This is a genomic window from Streptomyces vietnamensis (genome assembly GCF_000830005.1).
Lineage (GTDB): Bacteria > Actinomycetota > Actinomycetes > Streptomycetales > Streptomycetaceae > Streptomyces > Streptomyces vietnamensis.
Genome location: NZ_CP010407.1, coordinates 5,697,793 through 5,714,169, shown reverse-complemented (window position 1 = coordinate 5,714,169; position 16,377 = coordinate 5,697,793). Strand labels below are relative to the sequence as shown.

At 70.8% G+C, this 16,377-nt stretch carries 10 protein-coding genes, 1 tRNA gene and 1 pseudogene; 5 read left to right on the top strand and 7 right to left on the bottom strand.

Translation table 11 applies throughout. The annotated features are described in order from the left end of the window. Positions 1 to 291: 291 nt before the first annotated feature. The 6 genes and pseudogenes from thrB to SVTN_RS25790 form a co-directional block, all read right to left on the bottom strand. Positions 292 to 1,209: a homoserine kinase gene (gene thrB / locus SVTN_RS25815; protein WP_041131243.1), complete on the bottom strand. Its 918-nt coding sequence runs from the start codon at positions 1,207 to 1,209 to the stop codon at positions 292 to 294. Positions 1,210 to 1,551: 342 nt separating this feature from the next. After that, a complete protein-coding gene (gene thrC, locus SVTN_RS25810; RefSeq protein ID WP_041131242.1) occupies positions 1,552 to 2,622 on the bottom strand; it encodes a threonine synthase in 1,071 nt (356 codons plus the stop codon). Positions 2,623 to 2,628: 6 nt separating this feature from the next. Further along, the gene (locus tag SVTN_RS25805; RefSeq protein WP_041131241.1) at positions 2,629 to 3,921 is read right to left on the bottom strand and encodes a homoserine dehydrogenase; all 1,293 of its coding nucleotides are present in this window, start codon (positions 3,919 to 3,921) and stop codon (positions 2,629 to 2,631) included. A gap of 135 nt (positions 3,922 to 4,056) precedes the next feature. Next, on the bottom strand, positions 4,057 to 5,448 hold the full coding sequence (gene lysA, locus SVTN_RS25800; protein WP_041131240.1) for a diaminopimelate decarboxylase: 1,392 nt from the start codon (positions 5,446 to 5,448) through the stop codon (positions 4,057 to 4,059). 12 nt (positions 5,449 to 5,460) lie between these two features. Further along, positions 5,461 to 6,423: an ArgS-related anticodon-binding protein NrtL gene (nrtL, locus tag SVTN_RS25795; RefSeq protein ID WP_041131239.1), complete on the bottom strand. Its 963-nt coding sequence runs from the start codon at positions 6,421 to 6,423 to the stop codon at positions 5,461 to 5,463. Between the two features lie 161 nt (positions 6,424 to 6,584). Further along, positions 6,585 to 7,083: pseudogene (locus SVTN_RS25790) on the bottom strand (response regulator transcription factor). 181 nt (positions 7,084 to 7,264) lie between these two features. Here SVTN_RS25790 and SVTN_RS25785 point away from each other — a divergent pair. The 3 genes from SVTN_RS25785 to SVTN_RS25770 all read left to right on the top strand — a co-directional run bounded on the left by SVTN_RS25785 (position 7,265) and on the right by SVTN_RS25770 (position 10,405). Then, positions 7,265 to 7,336 (top strand) — tRNA-Arg (locus SVTN_RS25785). Between the two features lie 1,214 nt (positions 7,337 to 8,550). Continuing rightward, on the top strand, positions 8,551 to 9,165 hold the full coding sequence (locus SVTN_RS25775) for a hypothetical protein (protein ID WP_245727634.1): 615 nt from the start codon (positions 8,551 to 8,553) through the stop codon (positions 9,163 to 9,165). Positions 9,166 to 9,790: 625 nt separating this feature from the next. After that, positions 9,791 to 10,405, top strand: a complete 615-nt coding sequence (locus SVTN_RS25770; protein ID WP_159026501.1) for a hypothetical protein — start codon at positions 9,791 to 9,793, stop codon at positions 10,403 to 10,405. A 393-nt stretch (positions 10,406 to 10,798) separates the two neighbouring features. On the opposite strand, the gene SVTN_RS25765 is transcribed toward SVTN_RS25770, so the two are convergent. Then, positions 10,799 to 12,340 (bottom strand): M4 family metallopeptidase, encoded by a 1,542-nt coding sequence (locus tag SVTN_RS25765; RefSeq protein ID WP_245727952.1) that lies wholly within the window; start codon positions 12,338 to 12,340, stop codon positions 10,799 to 10,801. Positions 12,341 to 13,303: 963 nt separating this feature from the next. On the opposite strand from SVTN_RS25765, the gene SVTN_RS25760 reads away from it, so the two are divergent. Together SVTN_RS25760 and SVTN_RS25755 are read left to right on the top strand one after the other, a co-directional pair. Further along, a complete protein-coding gene (locus SVTN_RS25760) occupies positions 13,304 to 15,502 on the top strand; it encodes a hypothetical protein (protein ID WP_041131236.1) in 2,199 nt (732 codons plus the stop codon). A gap of 99 nt (positions 15,503 to 15,601) precedes the next feature. Next, positions 15,602 to 16,375: an NADH-quinone oxidoreductase subunit E gene (locus SVTN_RS25755; RefSeq protein WP_041131235.1), complete on the top strand. Its 774-nt coding sequence runs from the start codon at positions 15,602 to 15,604 to the stop codon at positions 16,373 to 16,375. Positions 16,376 to 16,377: the final 2 nt, after the last annotated feature.

Below are 16,377 nucleotides of genomic sequence, written 5' to 3'. Positions count from 1 at the left end.
TGCTGTGGGTCCGGCCCGAGCGCCCCCTGCTCGGCCCTCGGCTCGAAAGAAGAGCGAGGGGTGTCGTGCCGGTTCCGGAGCGTGCTCGAAACTGCTCAGGCAGGCTGCTCAGGCAGTTGGGGAGGCTCCCGGAAGAATGGGTGGTCCCTGATGGGGACACTCCGCACCGCTCCACAAAGAGGTCGGGTGCAGACTTGAGGTTAACACTACCGGCTCCAACAAACATTCCCCCTCTCCCTCACCGGCAATCTCCTGTCCGAGGCGCTGCCCGGCGCCCCGGCCGCCACGCGCCTAGGGCGCCAGCGGCAGGACACTCGCTCCGGACGCGTCGAGGTCGAGCCGGTTCGCGGCCCAGCCCTCGCCCGCGAGGCGGGCGACCTTGTCGGCCGTCCCGTGTTCGGCCAGCGCGAGGACCGTGGGGCCCGCGCCGGAGATGACCGCGGGGACGCCGTCCGCGCGCAGCCGGTTCACCAGGGCGATGCTCTCCGGCATCGCGGGGGCCCGGTACTCCTGGTGCAGCCGGTCCTCGGTGGCCGCGAGCAGCAGCTCGGGGCGGCGGGTCAGTGCCTCGACGAGGAGGGCGGCGCGCCCGGCGTTGGCGGCGGCGTCCACGTGCGGGACGGTGCGCGGCAGGAGTCCGCGGGCGGTCTCGGTCAGTACGGGCTTTCCGGGGACGAAAACCACCGGAACGATGGAATCCGAAGGATCCATCCTGATCGCCTTGGCGGCACCGGACTCGGTCCAGGCGAGCGTGAATCCGCCGAGCAGACAGGCGGCGACGTTGTCGGGGTGGCCCTCGATCTCGGTGGCCAGCTCCAGGAGGGCGGCCTCGTCGAGCTTGGCGTCCCCGCCTATGGTCACGGCGCGGGCGGCCACGATGCCGGCGCAGATGGCGGCGGAGGAGGAGCCGAGGCCGCGGCCGTGCGGGATGCGGTTGGCGCAGACGACCTCGAGGCCGCGCGGCTGTCCGCCGAGCAGGTCGAAGGCCGTGCGCAGGGAGCGTACGAGCAGGTGCCTCTCGTCGCGCGGGAGCGTCTCGGCGCCCTCACCGGCGATGTCGACGTGCAGCCCGGAGTCGGCGACCCGGACGACGACGTCGTCGTAGAGCCCCAGCGACAGGCCGAAGGCATCGAAGCCCGGGCCGAGGTTGGCGCTGGTGGCGGGGACGCGCACCCGTACGGCGGCGGCGCGGAACGCTGGACCGGCCATCGCTCGTTGACTCTCCTTGATTGCGAAAACGGTGTTTCGGACAACGGGTATTGCAAGAGAAGTACTCGGGGACCCGGGCCCGGGGGCCGTTTCGGCCGCGGCGGCGACAACGGCAACGACACCGCGCATATGCGTCGGGGCGGGTTCGGTACAGCCTATCGAAGGAAGGTTCTGTGGCGACATAGGGCGCACAGGAGGCGCACGATGCGTGTCGCGAGCCATCCTGTGCGCCTATGTAGGTTCCTGATCGGGTTTCACCCGATCAGGAACCGGCGGGCCTTGCCTGTTTTCAGGCCAGGGCCCGTTTCAGGCCAGGTTCTGCCTTCAGGCCAGGTTCTGCTTTCAGGCCAGACCGAGGCGCTCGGCGGCGGCCGCGGCGTCGACCGGGACGGTGACCGGCTGCGGCGCGCCGGCGACGGCCCAGTCGGGGTCCTTGAGGCCGTTGCCGGTGACGGTGCAGACGATCCGCTGGCCGGGGTCGACCTTGCCCTGCGCGGCGGCCTTCAGGAGGCCGGCGACCGAGGCGGCCGAGGCGGGCTCGACGAAGACGCCCTCCTGAGCGGCCAACAGGCGGTAGGCCTGCAGGATCTCACGGTCCGTCACCTCGTCGATGAAGCCGCCCGACTCGTCGCGCGCGGCGATCGCGTAGTCCCACGAGGCCGGGTTGCCGATGCGGATCGCGGTGGCGATCGTCGACGGGTCCTTGACGACCTCGCCGCGCACGAGCGGGGCGGAGCCGGAGGCCTGGAAGCCCCACATGCGCGGGCGGTGGGTGGCGAGGCCGTCGGTGGCGTACTCGCGGTACCCCTTCCAGTACGCCGTGATGTTGCCGGCGTTGCCGACGGGCAGGACGTGGATGTCGGGGGCGTCGCCCAGCATGTCCACGATCTCGAACGCGGCGGTCTTCTGGCCCTCGATGCGGACCGGGTTGACCGAATTGACCAGCGCCACCGGGTAGTTCTCGGAGAGGCCACGGGCCAGGGTCAGGCAGTCGTCGAAGTTGCCGTCGACCTGGAGGATCTTCGCGCCGTGCACGAGGGCCTGGCCCATCTTGCCGAGCGCGATCTTGCCCTGCGGCACGAGGACGGCGGAGACCATCCCGGCGCGGACCGCGTAGGCGGCGGCGGACGCCGAGGTGTTGCCGGTGGACGCGCAGATGACGGCCTGCGCACCCTCCTCCTTGGCCTTCGAGATGGCCATGGTCATGCCCCGGTCCTTGAAGGAGCCGGTGGGGTTGGCGCCCTCGACCTTGAGGTGCACCTCGCAGCCCGTGCGCTCGGAGAGGACCTGAGCGGGGACGAGCGGCGTGCCGCCCTCACGGAGCGTGACGACCGGCGTCGTGTCCGTGACCGGAAGGCGGTCCCGGTACTCCTCGATGATGCCGCGCCACTGGTGGGTGCCCTTGTGGGTCATGGGTCCTTACTCCCCTTCAACACGCATGATGCTGGCGACACCGCGCACGGTGTCGAGCTTGCGCAGCGCCTCGACGGTCCCGGAGAGGGCGGCGTCGGGCGCGCGGTGGGTGACGACGACGAGGGAGGCCTCGCCGTCCTTGCCCTGCTGGCGCACCGTATCGATGGATACGCCGTGCTCGGCGAAGACCGTCGCGACCTGGGCGAGGACGCCCGGCTTGTCGGCCACGTCGAGGCTGATGTGGTACCGCGTCACCACGTCGCCCATGGGGCTCACGGGCAGCTGGGTGTACGCGGACTCGCCGGGGCCCGTCGCCTCGTTGAGACGGTTGCGGCAGACGGCGACGATGTCGCCGAGCACGGCCGAGGCGGTCGGCGAGCCGCCCGCCCCGGGGCCGTAGAACATGAGCCGCCCGGCGGCCTCCGCCTCGACGAAGACCGCGTTGTACGCCTCGCGGACGGAGGCCAGGGGGTGGCTGAGCGGGATCATCGCGGGATGCACGCGCGCGGTGACGGACTCGCCGTCGGCGGCCCGCTCGCAGATCGCGAGCAGCTTGATGGTGCAGCCCATCTGCTTCGCGGAGGCGAAGTCCGCGGCGGTGACCTCGGTCATGCCCTCGCGGTAGACGTCGTCGAGGCGCACGCGCGTGTGGAAGGCGATCCCGGCGAGGATGGCGGCCTTGGCGGCGGCGTCGAAGGCCTCGACGTCGGCGGTGGGGTCGGCCTCGGCGTACCCGAGCGCGGTGGCCTCGTCGAGGGCCTCGGAGTACCCGGCCCCCGAGGTGTCCATCTTGTCGAGGATGAAGTTGGTGGTGCCGTTGACGATGCCCATCACCCGGTTGATCTTGTCGCCGGCGAGGGACTCGCGCAGCGGCCGGATGAGGGGGATGGCGCCGGCGACGGCGGCCTCGTAGTACAGGTCCTGCCCGTGCTGCTCGGCGGCGGCGTAGAGGCTCGCGCCGTCCTGGGCGAGCAGCGCCTTGTTCGCCGAGACGACGGAGGCGCCGTGCTCGAAGGCGGTGGTGATGAGGGTGCGGGCCGGCTCGATGCCGCCGATGACCTCGACGACGACGTCGATGTCCCCGCGTTTGACGAGGGCGGTCGCGTCGGTGGTGAGCAGCTCGGCGGGGATGCCCGCGCGGACCTTGTCGGGCCGGCGGACGGCGACGCCGGCGAGCTCGACCGGCGCGCCGATGCGCGCGGCGAGGTCGTCGGCGTGCGTCGTCATGATGCGCGCCACCTCTGAGCCGACCACTCCACAGCCCAGCAGCGCCACCTTCAGCGGACGCGTACGCATCATCCGACCTCGTTTCTCGTACTGCTTCGTATCTCTACGGTTGCGTATCTCTACGGAGAACCAGTCTCACTCACCGGACGAGGGATTCCGCCCCTCGTCCGGATTTTGAGACATCTATTTCATCACTCGACTATTTCATCATCCGACGTCGAGACGCAGGAGATCTTCCTCCGTCTCGCGCCGGACGATGACCCGCGCCTCGCCGTCGCGGACGGCGACGACGGGCGGCCGGAGCGCGTGGTTGTAGTTGCTGGCCATGGAGCGGCAGTACGCGCCGGTGGCCGGCACGGCGATGAGGTCGCCGGGCGCCAGGTCCGAGGGCAGGAAGGCGTCCCGTACGACGATGTCGCCGCTCTCGCAGTGCTTGCCGACGACGCGGGAGAGCATCGGCTCGGCCTCGCTGGTCCGCGAGACGAGGCTGACGCTGTACTCGGCGTCGTAGAGGGCGGTGCGGATGTTGTCCGACATGCCGCCGTCGACGCTCACGTACGTCCGCAGCCCTTCGAGGGGCTTGACGGTGCCGACGCGGTAGAGGGTGAAGGCGGTGGGGCCGACGATGGCGCGCCCGGGCTCGACGGAGATACGAGGGGTCCGCAGCCCGGCGGCCTCGCACTCCCTCGTCACGATCTCACTCAGGGCCTTGGCGATCTCGTGCGGCTCGCGGGGGTCGTCCTCGGAGGTGTACGCGATGCCGAGCCCACCCCCGAGATCGATCTCGGGCAGCTCGACCCCGTGCTCGTCGCGCACCTCGGCGAGCAGCTGGACGACGCGCCGGGCGGACACCTCGAACCCGGCCATGTCGAAGATCTGCGACCCGATGTGGGAGTGGATGCCGATGAGCTCGAGCCCGTCGAGCTTGAGCGCCCGCCGCACGGCCTCGGCGGCCTGCCCGCCGGCGAGGGCGATGCCGAACTTCTGGTCCTCGTGGGCGGTGGCGATGAACTCGTGCGTGTGGGCCTCGACGCCGACGGTCACCCGGATCTGCACGCGCTGCCGCTTGCCGAGGGACTGGGCGATGTGGGCGACCCGGACGATCTCCTGGAAGGAGTCGAGCACGATCCGCCCGACCCCGACCTCGACGGCCCGACGAATCTCTTCTTCGCTCTTGTTGTTCCCGTGGAAGGCGATGCGCTCGGCGGGCATCCCGGCGGAGAGCGCGGTGCTCAGCTCCCCTCCGGAGCAGACATCGAGATTGAGCCCCTCCTCCTTGAGCCACCGCACGACGGCCCGTGAGAGGAAGGCCTTGCCGGCGTAGAAGACGTCGGCGTCCTTGCCGAAGGCCTCGGCCCAGGCGCGGCAGCGCGCGCGGAAGTCGGTCTCGTCGAGGAAGTAGGCGGGCGTGCCGAACTCCTCGGCGAGGGCGTCGACACCGAGACCGCCGACGGTGACGACCCCGCGCTCGTCGCGCCCGACGGTCCGGGCCCACACCTTCGGATCGAGGGTGTTGAGGTCGGCGGGCGGAGCGGAGTAGTGCCCCTCGGGAAGAACATCGGCGTGGCGGGGCCCGGCGGGGTGGGCGGAACGGCTCATGGTCTGCGTCTTTCAGATCTGGTCGGGTGCGCTGATGCCGAGCAGGGAGAGGCCACCGGCGAGCACCGTCCCGGCGGCTTCGGCGAGCGCGAGCCGGGAACGGTGGGCGGCCGAGGGTTTCTCGTCGCCGAGCGGCAGAACGGTGTGCTGGAACGCGAGCAGCGCGTCGGCGGTGGCTTCCAGGTGCCGGGCGACCCGGTCGGGGGCGCGGTGGCGGGCGGCGGCGAGGAGGACGAGGGGGTGGTCGCCGAGGACGCCGAGAAGCTCGGGAGCGTGGAGGTCGGTCTCGTACGAGGGGCTGAAGCCGAGCTGCGCCGCGTTGACGAGCAGCCTGCGCACCCGCGCGTGGGCGTACCGGACACGGAAGAGGGAGTTGCGCTCGTGCTGGACGAGGAGGGGCGCCCCGTCGAGGGCCCGGTCCTGGGGCGCGGCGCGCAGGAGGGACCAGCGGGCGGCGTCGACGCCGAGGAGGTGGGGCGCGTACGGGGCGGGCCGTACGTGGATCCGCTCGTCCCCACCGAACCCGGCATCGGCCCCTTGCGTGCGCAGCAACCGGAGAACGACATCGGTGACGACGACGGCACGGGACTCCGTCACCTCGCCGAACCGGACGACGGTCCCGGCGAGGGCGGTGCCGTGCCCGTACGCGGATCCGGCGGCACGGATCGCCCGTACGAGATCACCGCCGGCGTCGCGGCGGAGGGTGAAGTTCAGGAACCCGGGCCCGGTGATGTCGACGGCGAGGATCCCGGGGGCTCCCTGGAGCCGCTCCTTCAGAACCCCGGCGACGTCGAGGGCGCTGCGGCCGGCGGGCCGGGCGAGACTGAGCGCGACGCTGCTGGCGTACTCCCCGGTGCCCCCGGGCCGGGCCCGCTCGACCTTGACGCACGGGGGGACGTCGACCCGCAGCGCACCGTCGTCGACCGCACGGCGCACGGCGTGCTGCACGGTGAGGGAGAGGTCCGCGGGGGTCACGGGACAAGCCTAGGGGAGGAGGGGGGTCAGAACGCGAACCGGTTTCGCCATGCGGGCACCTTGGCGTGCGGGCACTTTGCCGTGCGGGCACCTTTGCGGCGACGCCGAACGCACCGACGCACCGACGCACCGACGCACCGACGCACCGACCTCACATCACCTCACCCCGCACACACTCCCGGCACGCCGGGCGTCCTGCTGCCGGGCGGATCCTGCTGCCGGGCGTCCTGCTCGCGCCGTCCGGGTCCGTCGACTGCGGCCGGCTCCTCTCCCCCGTCCTGCCCGCCCGCGTCCGGACGCTCCCGCCGCTCGCGGTGCATCAACTGCCGGACCACACGCACGAGCTCCGAGGGCTCGAAGGGCTTGGCGAGGAAGGCGTCGACACCGGAGGAGACCCCACCGACCTCGTGCTCACCGCAGGCGCTGATGATCGCCACCGGCAGATGACTGGTCCGCGGGTCGGATCGCAACCGCTCGGCCGTCTTGTATCCCGTCCAAGCGGGGCATGACGACGTCCAGGGTGACGACATCAGGACAGACCTGATGTACGACATCCAGACACTCGGCACCATCGGCCGCGGTCACGACCTCGAACCCCTCGAGTTCGAGATTGACCCTGATCAACTGCCGGATCACCTTGTTGTCATCGACAACGAGCACCCGACCGGACACGCCTGACACACGAACGAGAGTAGGCCGCCCAGAACGGCCGCGTCCGGGTTTTGCCCACTTCTGACCCGTGCGGGGGACCCGCCCCTTGGTGACGCCCCGGAAATACCTGTTCACAGGCACCCCCGGAGAGCTGGTAGGGTTCTACCCGTCGCCGCAGAACGCGGCGGACGCCCCCGTAGCTCAGGGGATAGAGCAACGGCCTCCGGAGCCGTGTGCGCAGGTTCGAATCCTGCCGGGGGCACTTCGCAGAAGTGCCACACAGACCCCGTGATCAGCAGAAACGCTGAGGACGGGGTCTTGTTGTATGTGCAGGCGCGCGCGGCGCCGAGCGGCCGTATGACAGGGTCTGTGGACTATTCATGGACAGGCTCTCGGGGCATCGGCGCAGGTCAGCTTGGGGAACGACGAGGCCTCCTGGGGCGAGCGTCAGTGCCGGCAGATAGCGTCCCTCGCGGATCTCGGCTGGGGAGTGCCATGAGCTGGGACGTTCTTCTGCTGCCGCTACCTGCGGACATCGCGTCGATCGAGGACCTTCCCGCCGATCACGAACCGCCTCCCATCGGCAGCCGGTCCAACATCCACAAGGCACTCAGGTCAGCCGCAGGCGATGTCGACCTGACCGATCCCACATGGGGCGAGTTGCTCGGTCCGACCTGGGTGATCGAAGTCGGTATAGGGGAGCGCGACCCCGTCGAGTCGGTCATGCTCCACGTCCGGGGCGGGGAGACGAGGTGCTCCCCGTAATCTTCCACATTTCCCGAGCCCTTGGCTGCCGCCCCTTCGACTGCTCGGCCGGCGAACTACTCACGGACGGCGCCTCCGCCAACTGGTCCGCCTTCCAAGGCTTTCGGGACAGGGCGATCGCGGCTGACCCGCTGAACGGTCCTAACTAGGCACTCGCCGCACACGGCGCGGTGGGTGCGGCCCGTCGCCCGGGCCTGCGCTCCTGTCTACGCCCCGCTCCAGCCGGCCGCCGGCCGCACGCCTGACAGCTCGGGTTGATGGGCAACCAAAGCAGACCTCCAAGCACGGCAACCGTCACATGGCATGCGTAGCCACGAACGCTGCCGACTGCGGCCGGACGGGCGTCCAAAAAATCGGCTAACAGCGAGGAGAGGGATGGCCTCTTGCCCAGCGTCGGCTGACTGCCGGGCCCGAGTAGGGCCGGGCGACGTACCCCCGCCGCCACGGATGGCAGGAGCGCAAGGCGGCCGCACCACCGGGAATGGGCGGGCGGGGAGCAGCTGCTGCCGCGATGTGGCGAGGGTCTGTGTGGTCGCTCCGCCTCGGTACCGCTATAGAAGTCTGGTCTAGGTTGGGCCTGTGAACCACAACCGTTCCAATGCCGGGGTGCCCCACGAGGCTGACTTGCCGCCTCACCAGGTAGTCCTGGCGGAGACTGATTGGGGTTCGCTCCAGACAGCTTTCGGGAACGGTGAGGATCTTCCCAGGGTCTTGGCGCGGCTGTTGGAGCCCGATCCCAAGGTTCAGGTCACCGCTTTGTCGGAGCTGGGTGAGCTGGTCGGCCACCAGAACACCGTCTACGAAGCCACCGCCCCCGTCGCCATGTATGTCGCCGGCATCCTCACCCACCCGGCGGCCATGACCCTACGGCCCTATCGCAACGTCCCCATCCGCGCGACGCTGCTGAACTGGCTGGCTTACACGGCCTACGACGCCTCCGACGAGATTGCTGGCCGCATCGAGCAGTATTTTCCCGGCTTCCTCACCCACGGCACCGCCGTGGCGGCCTTCCGGGACCTGCGCACCATGCTTTATCGGGCCGTCGCGCCCTTCCTGCAGGACAGCCACGAGGATGTGCGCGAAGCCGCCGTCGTCGCCGCGCTCATCCTCGCCGAGCACCCCGCGCTCACCGAGCACCGCGATCATCTCGCCGTGCACGCGCGCCACATCCTGGACACCAGCAGTAACCGCCGCAACCGGCGCGTTGCCCGGAAGGCACTCAAAGCATGGGGCCACGACGTCCCCGACCCTGAACCTTTCCGGGAGGAGCCCTGGGACTGGGGGCCACACAGCGATGGCCGCGGCGATCTCGAAGCTCCCTTCTGACCGATACGCGCACGGCCCACTGGCGGGCCACTGACCTCGCAAGGGGTGGATGCGCGGCCGGCGCTGGCAGGTGATCTCCTGGCCATCGACGAAGCCCGACCGTCGGTTAGGTCCCGGACGAGTCTCCGGGCCGCCCCCAGACAGGCCGGGGATGCAACCATTCCCTTCAGAGCTGGAACCCCCGGAAGCCGACCGCGCGCTTGCGACCATAGAGGTCGGCACTGACAACGGCCCCACCCGTGAGGGGTCGTTGAGCGGTGAGTGTCTGACCGCGTGACAACGCCGACGAACAGCGGCGGACGAGCGCGAACGTCTGCGCCCCATCAGCGCAGGTGAGAGGCGTAGCAGCCCGAGGGAGCACCTTCACCCGAGTTACTTCGGGACGAAGAAGGCATTACCCAAGGGCATACCACCACGCATCCGCCATCGCGACCCGCTCTGGTCGACGGCACCGGCAGAATGGTTGGGCCATGGGGTGCAATGAGATACAGGGGCATTCAGTCAGTTGGCGAAAACGAGCTCTCTACAGCACCGAAGTGGCTCCGTACCATGCGATCCGCACACATGGGACCGTAGGGCAACTGGAGCAAGAGCTGTGACAGCCGTTCAACTTGCATCTGAAGGCATGAACGTGGCTTTCATCGCTGCCCTTGCTGCTCTGGGTGGCGCCGTTGTGGGAGGCATAGCCACCGTTGCCGCCGCTCGTCTCTCCAGCCGAGGAACCGTGGGTGCTGCCGCGAAATCGGGTGCTGACGCCTACGGCATGTCCGTTCGGCAGACGCGGATGGACGCGTACCAGGAATTCGCCAAAGCGGCTCGCCTGGCGGTGAGTCAGATACAGGACGCTGCCAATTCGGTGGGGATGTACAGCTCAAGCATCGGGGAGGATGAACGGCGTGGCGAGATTCCGTCCCTGCAGGACCTGCTCACTCGGCTCGACCCGCTGGGCGATGCCGCGATTCGTGTCAGGCTCGCCGGCCCGAAGGTCGTGGCCGAGGAAGCGTACGCCGTTCTTGAAACATGCAGTGATGCGCTGGGGAACCTGGAGAGCTACATCGGATTGGTCAGAAGCAGCCCTTTCATGTCGGTAGACAGTGAAGATCTAACGATCATTACGGAGGGACCGCTGATTCGATACCGAGAGGTAGCAGCCACCATCGGAAGTGCGTCAAACACGGTCGCAAAGTTCCTTGATGTGGCACGTGATCATCTCGACGACTGGAACGGAAGTCCCGCGTAGTGCGCTACAGCGTCCGCGAGATCCTTCCGCCGGCAGTAAGCCTCGACTACCTGAGGGATGGGGCATCCGTCTAGGCGGCCAGCAGCCCAGGCGTCACACGGTTGTGGCCCATTCGTGGACAGCGAGGCCCGCCATGGCGGTCAATAACAGGCTGACCTGGTGAAACGCGTGAGACTCACGGGGCCTCCGGGGCCGTGTGCGCAGGTTCGAATCCTGCCGGGGGCACTTCGCAGGAAGTGCCGAAAGACCCCGTGATCAGCGGAAACGCTGAGCGCGGGGTCTTGTTGTTTGTGCGGCCGCCGGGCGGCGGTGTCGTGGGGAACGCGGGAGACCCCGCCCGCAGTGGGAGCACTGTGGGCGGGGTCTTCCTTTTGCTTGCGTGGGCCTGGGGGGTTACTTGACGTTGATCGCCGTCCAGGCCGCGGCGACCGCGTTGTACTGGGTGCTGCCGGTGCCGTAGAGGTCCGCGGCGGCCGAGAGGGTGGCCGTGCGGGCGCCCGAGTAGCCGGTGGTGGAGGTCATGTAGGTGGTGAGGGCCTTGTACCAGATCTTGTACGCGGCCTGGCGGCCGATGCCGGTGACCGTGGAGCCGTTGTAGGTCGGCGAGTTGTAGGTGACGCCGTTGATGGTCTTCGTGCCGCTGCCCTCGGACAGCAGGTAGAAGAAGTGGTTGGCCGGGCCCGAGGAGTAGTGGACGTTCAGGCGGCCGACCGTCTTCGACCAGTAGTCGGCCGAGCTGCCGTCCTTGCTGGGCTTGTCCATGTAACGGAGCGGCGTGCCGTTGCCGTTGATGTCGATCTTCTCGCCGATGAGGTAGTCACCGGTGTCGGAGGCGTTGTTGGCGTACCACTCGACCGAGGTGCCGAGGATGTCGGACGTCGCCTCGTTCAGGCCGCCGGACTCGCCGCTGTAGCGGAGGTTCGCGGTGGAGGCGGTCAGGCCGTGGGACATCTCGTGGCCGGCCACGTCGAGGGACGTGAGCGGGTGGGTGTTGCCGATGCCGTCGCCGTACGTCATGCAGAAGCAGGAGTCGTCCCAGAAGGCGTTGACGTACGCGCTGCCGTAGTGGACGCGGGAGTAGGCGGCGACGCCGTCGCCGCGGATGCCGCTGCGGCCCAGCTCGTTCTTGTAGAAGTCCCACGTCACCGCCGCGCCGTAGTGGGCGTCGGCCGCGGCCGTCTCGCGGTTCGAGGCGAGGCCGTTGCCCCACGTGTCCGTGGAGTTGGTGAAGAGCGTGCCCTGGCCGGACGTGCCGCCGTTCAGGTCGTACGTCTTGTGGCCGCCGCGGGCGGTGTCCGTGAGGCTGTACGAGGGGGCCGTGCCGAGGGTGACCTGGCCGCTGTACATGGTGTTGCCGACGCCGGTCTCGATCGTCTCGACGGAGGAGAGCTCCTTGCCGGTGGTGGCGTCGGTGACGACCTGGCGGCGGCTCGGGGTGCCGTCCTTCTGGACGCCGGTGACGTAGGTCTCCCAGGCGAGGACCGGCTTGCCGGTGGCCGCCCAGATCACCTTGCGGGCGGAGGCGACCTTCTCGTCCGCGTTGGCGGCGGAGGCGAGGGCGGACTTGCCCGCGGCGGCGGAGGAGACGGCGGGCGTCGTGGTGGCCACGGATATACGGGCCGAGGTCGCCTTGGTGGTGGAGCGGGCGCCCGACTTCTTCTGGTGGACGACCAGGTCGCCGCCGATGACCGGAAGGCCCTCGTAGGTGCGCTCGTAGCGCGTGTGGACGGTGCCGTCCGCGTCCTTGACGACGTCCCGGACGACCAGCTTCTCCTGGGCCGGCAGACCGATGGCCTGGGCGGTGGCGGCGGCCTCGCCCTGGGCCTCGTGGATGGCGGCGGCGCGCTGGGTGCCGGTCAGCTTGATCGCCGTGGCACCGGCCTCGCGCTGGGCGTCGGCGTTGGCGGATCCGGTCTGGACGCCGACGACGACCATGGCGGCCGAGGCGATCAGGGCGGCGGCGCGGGCGGTGGTGCGGCGGTGCGAGGACTGCTGGCGGGTCACGCGGGCTCCTTCGCTGAAAAGCGTGGGGATTGTGGGGGTGGGTGTTGCGGGTGTGAGCGTGCCAGCGAAGTCGCCCGTTTGACAGGTCTGCAACAAGGATTTGACCATGTGTTGTCCGAAGGACAGATAACTGTGTTCGCTATGCGGGGAGTTCGGACTGCACCGCGACCCTCTCTGCCCAGATTCGGGCAGCATCAAGCCTCCTGGAGGGATCACCGAGGGGCTTGTCGCGTTTGGGAGATTTGGTGCGCTTTTAGGGGAGTTGGGGCTTCGGGGTGTGCGCTTGCGGGTGATCCCGGACAGCCCCTCCTCCTTATGGGCGACATCGCGCCACGTCTGGAGCGGTACGGAGAGCTCCTGGCGCCGCTCTACGCGGCCGGGCGGGCGGGGGCCGTACCGGGAGCTTCCGTACCCCCTCGAACCGGACCCCCTCGAGCCGGTCGCGTTCCGCGCCCCGGCCTTCTTCCTCGACGGCGGGAAGGTCGCCCTCCGGTCCCGCTCCCGCCGGGGCGGGCGGCCGGGCCTCTCGGGCCTGCTCCGTCCGCATGGCGACCGGGTACGGGTCGGGGTGTCCGTCTTGTACGGCTCCCCGACCGCCTCACCCCGGCCGCCTAGCCGAGGGGGCGGAGTGCGGGCCGTGCGGCGGGTACATCCGCCGCCCCCCGTCGAACCGCGCCGGGTCGCCGGGCGGCCCGGGACGACCGCCTTCGGCCCCGTCGGCGTGTCGCCCGCTCCGACACCGAGCGCAACTGCCTTGCTCCGCACCGTACATGGCGGAAAGAGACCGCAACAGGCGCTCCGCGCGCGGTAGGTGTCGCCGGTTCGGCCTTGTTGTCCGTCATGTGGTGCACACTTGCTGCCTGGCACAGCGCTCACGGGGAAGGCGGCCTGGCAATGCTGACGGGGATCGAGGAGGTCGACTGGGCCTCGCTGGGGCACGCGTACGGCCCCGCGGACGACGTGCCGGAGCTGCTCCGCGGACTCGCCTCCGCCGACCCCGCGGAGCGCGAGACCGCCCTCGACGGCATGTACGGCGCCGTGCACCACCAGGGCGACGTCTACGACTCGACGCTCGCCTGCATCCCCTTCCTCCTCGAACTCGTCGCCGACCCCGACGTCCAGGACCGGGGCTGCATCGTCGAGCTGCTCACCAGCATCGGCGGGATCGAACTCGACGACGACGACGAGGAACTGGACGAACTCGGCTCCGACGACGAGGAGTTCATCCCCGCCGCCAACTACGCGATGGCCGCCGCCGCCATCGCCGCCGGGGCCGACGTCTTCCTCGGGCTCGTCTCGGACCCCGACCCCGAGGTGCGGCTCGCCGCGCCGTGCGCACTCGCCTCGCTGCACCCCGAGCCCGCCCGGGTGCTGAGCCTGCTGCGGGAGCGGCTCACCGTCGAACGGGACACCGAGGTGCGGCTCGCCCTGGTGGCCTCCGTCGGGCGGATCGCCCTGCGGCACGCCTCGCTGCGCACCGAGACCGTCGACTGGCTCGGCTGGCTCGCCCGCGCCGCCCACGACCCCGGGCTCCGGCTCGCGGCGCTCGCCCAGCGGGCGCGCTGCGCGCCCGCCGACATCCCGGACGACGTGGTGCCGTGGGTGACGGGGCTCCTGGAGGAGATCAGGACCTCGGCGAACCGGCCGGCCGCCCCCGGCGCGGAGCGGGCCGCGACGCCGACCCTCATCGGGCAGGTCCGCGAGCTCCTGGAGGAGCACGCCGCCGGCCGGCCCGCCCCGTGGACCGAGGAGCTGCTGCGGACCCTGCACGCCGCGCTCGACGACCGCGTCGACGACCGGATCGCGCTGATCGTCGCGCAGCTGCGCAGCCCGGACTGGGGGCAGCGTTCGGACGCGATCTGGTTGTGCGGCGGTTTGATACGGGTCTGGCGCGGGCGGTACGAGGAGGTCGTCCGGCTCGTCGGCGCGCAGCTCCAGGACCCCGAGCCCCGGCTCCGCGAGGCGGCCACGTCCTTCCTGGAGCGGCTCTTCGAGCTGGGCGCGCCCGCCGCCGACGCGCTCGCGTCCCGGCTCTCCGGGGGGCCGGGTGCCGGGACCCCGGGCATCACCGCAGGACCGGGCGCCGTGGGGCCGGGAGCCGGGTCGGGGCCGGGCGTCGGGTCGGGGCCCGCCTCCGGATCAGACCCCGCAGCCCCGAACCCCGGGCACGCGTTCGTCGGGCGGTCCGGGCGGGACGGGGCGCTGCTCGCGCTCGCCCGCGCCGGGGACACCCGCGCCGTCCCGCTGCTCGCCCGCGCCCTGGAGGAGCCCGAGGTGCGGCGCGAGCTGCTGTACGCCATGGACGGGCTCGGGCCCTCCGCGGCGATGCTCGCCCCGCTGCTCCGGCGCCGGCTCGCCGAGGTCGAGCTCGACGAGTGGCTGTACGACCGGGCGGCGCCGCTGCTGTACGCCCTGGCGGCCGTACGGGGCGGCCAGGCGCTGCCGGAGGTGCTGCGGGTGCTGCGCGGGGCGCCGGCGAACCGGCGCGACTGGGTGCGGGAGGCCGCCCTGCGGACCCTGGCGGCCTTCGGGCCCGCCGCCCGGGAGGCCGTACCGGACATGCGAAGACTCCTGGCCGCCGAGTCGGCCGCCGTCGCCACGACGGCGGCGAAGGCCCTGTGGGCGGCCGAGGGCGACCGGGGGGACGTGCTGCCGGCCCTGGAGCGGTGGCTGCGGCCGGGCGCGTCGGGTTCGGACTGGTGCGCCGCCGCGCAGGCCCTCGGTGAGATCGGCCCGGCGGCGGCCGGGGCGGCCCCGGCCCTCCGGCCCGGTCTGGTCTCGCGGGACCTGTGGGTGCGGGTCCGCAGCGCCGCCGCGCTGTGGCGGGTGTCCGGCGAGGCCTCGGCGTCGCTCCCGGTGCTGCTCGCGGCCTGGGAGGAGAACCGGCACGCGCGCGTGGACATCGCGGAGTGCCTGGCGGAGATGGGTCCCGCGGCCTCGGGCGCACAGCTGGTCATCCTCACGGAGCTGACCCGCAGGCGCCGTCACAACGCCCGCGAGGACGGCTCCGGCAGCCATGACATCCACCTCGACGAGAAGCTGCTGACCCTGTGCCGGGCGGCGCTGGCCCGGATGGAACGGGGGGCGTTCTAGATCCCCCGCTGGAGGGTGACAACCCGATGATGAGACAAAAAGGACTTCACTCCGCATAAGGTCTACAGGGAGCCCGCCCCCTACCGACCGAGGAGCCCTGTGAGACCGCGCGGAGTGCGCAGCGCCGCCGGCGTCGCCCTGTGCGCCCTCGGTCTCGCCCTCGTGCTCACCGGCTGCCACGGCCGCGAGGGCGGGCTCAAGAGTGCCGGACCCACGCCCACCGCCGTGGGACCCGTACGGCTCTGGCCCGATCTGCCGCCCGCCACGAACCCGCCGATCGACTACGGCGAGTCCGACACCCAGCGCGTCCCCGGCATCGAGGCCCCCGACAACGACGTCCACGCCGTCGACGCGGTGGCGGTCGTCCAGGCCGAGGTGCGCGCCCACCCCGACACGCACACCGGCACGGACGGCCTGTACGAGCAGACCGCCCGGGCGATCGAGGCCTGCGGCACGGCGCCGGCCGCCTGTCCGATCCTGCGGCCGTACTACCACGACCTCACCGGCAACGGCCGGGACGAGCTGATCGTCGGGATCCGGATGCCCGACCAGCAGGTCGGCGTGCGGGTCTACCTCGCCGAGAACGGCGGCCTGACCCGGATCATGTCCACCGTCGACCAGGTCATCAGCGTCGAGCTGGCGGGCCGGGACCTGATCCTGCGGGTCGGTTCGGCCGGCATCCCCGGGTACGAGTACCGGACCGCCTGGACCTGGGACGAGCAGCAGGGCAGCATGCTGCCCACCCGCGACGAGATCGTCCGGGTGAAGCCGCCCGGCACCGGCCCCTCGACGGTGCCCGCGCCCCACCTGGTGAGCCCCACGCCGACACCGACCGACGGGCCCGCGCCCGTACCCCCGGAGGCGACACCGTGAGG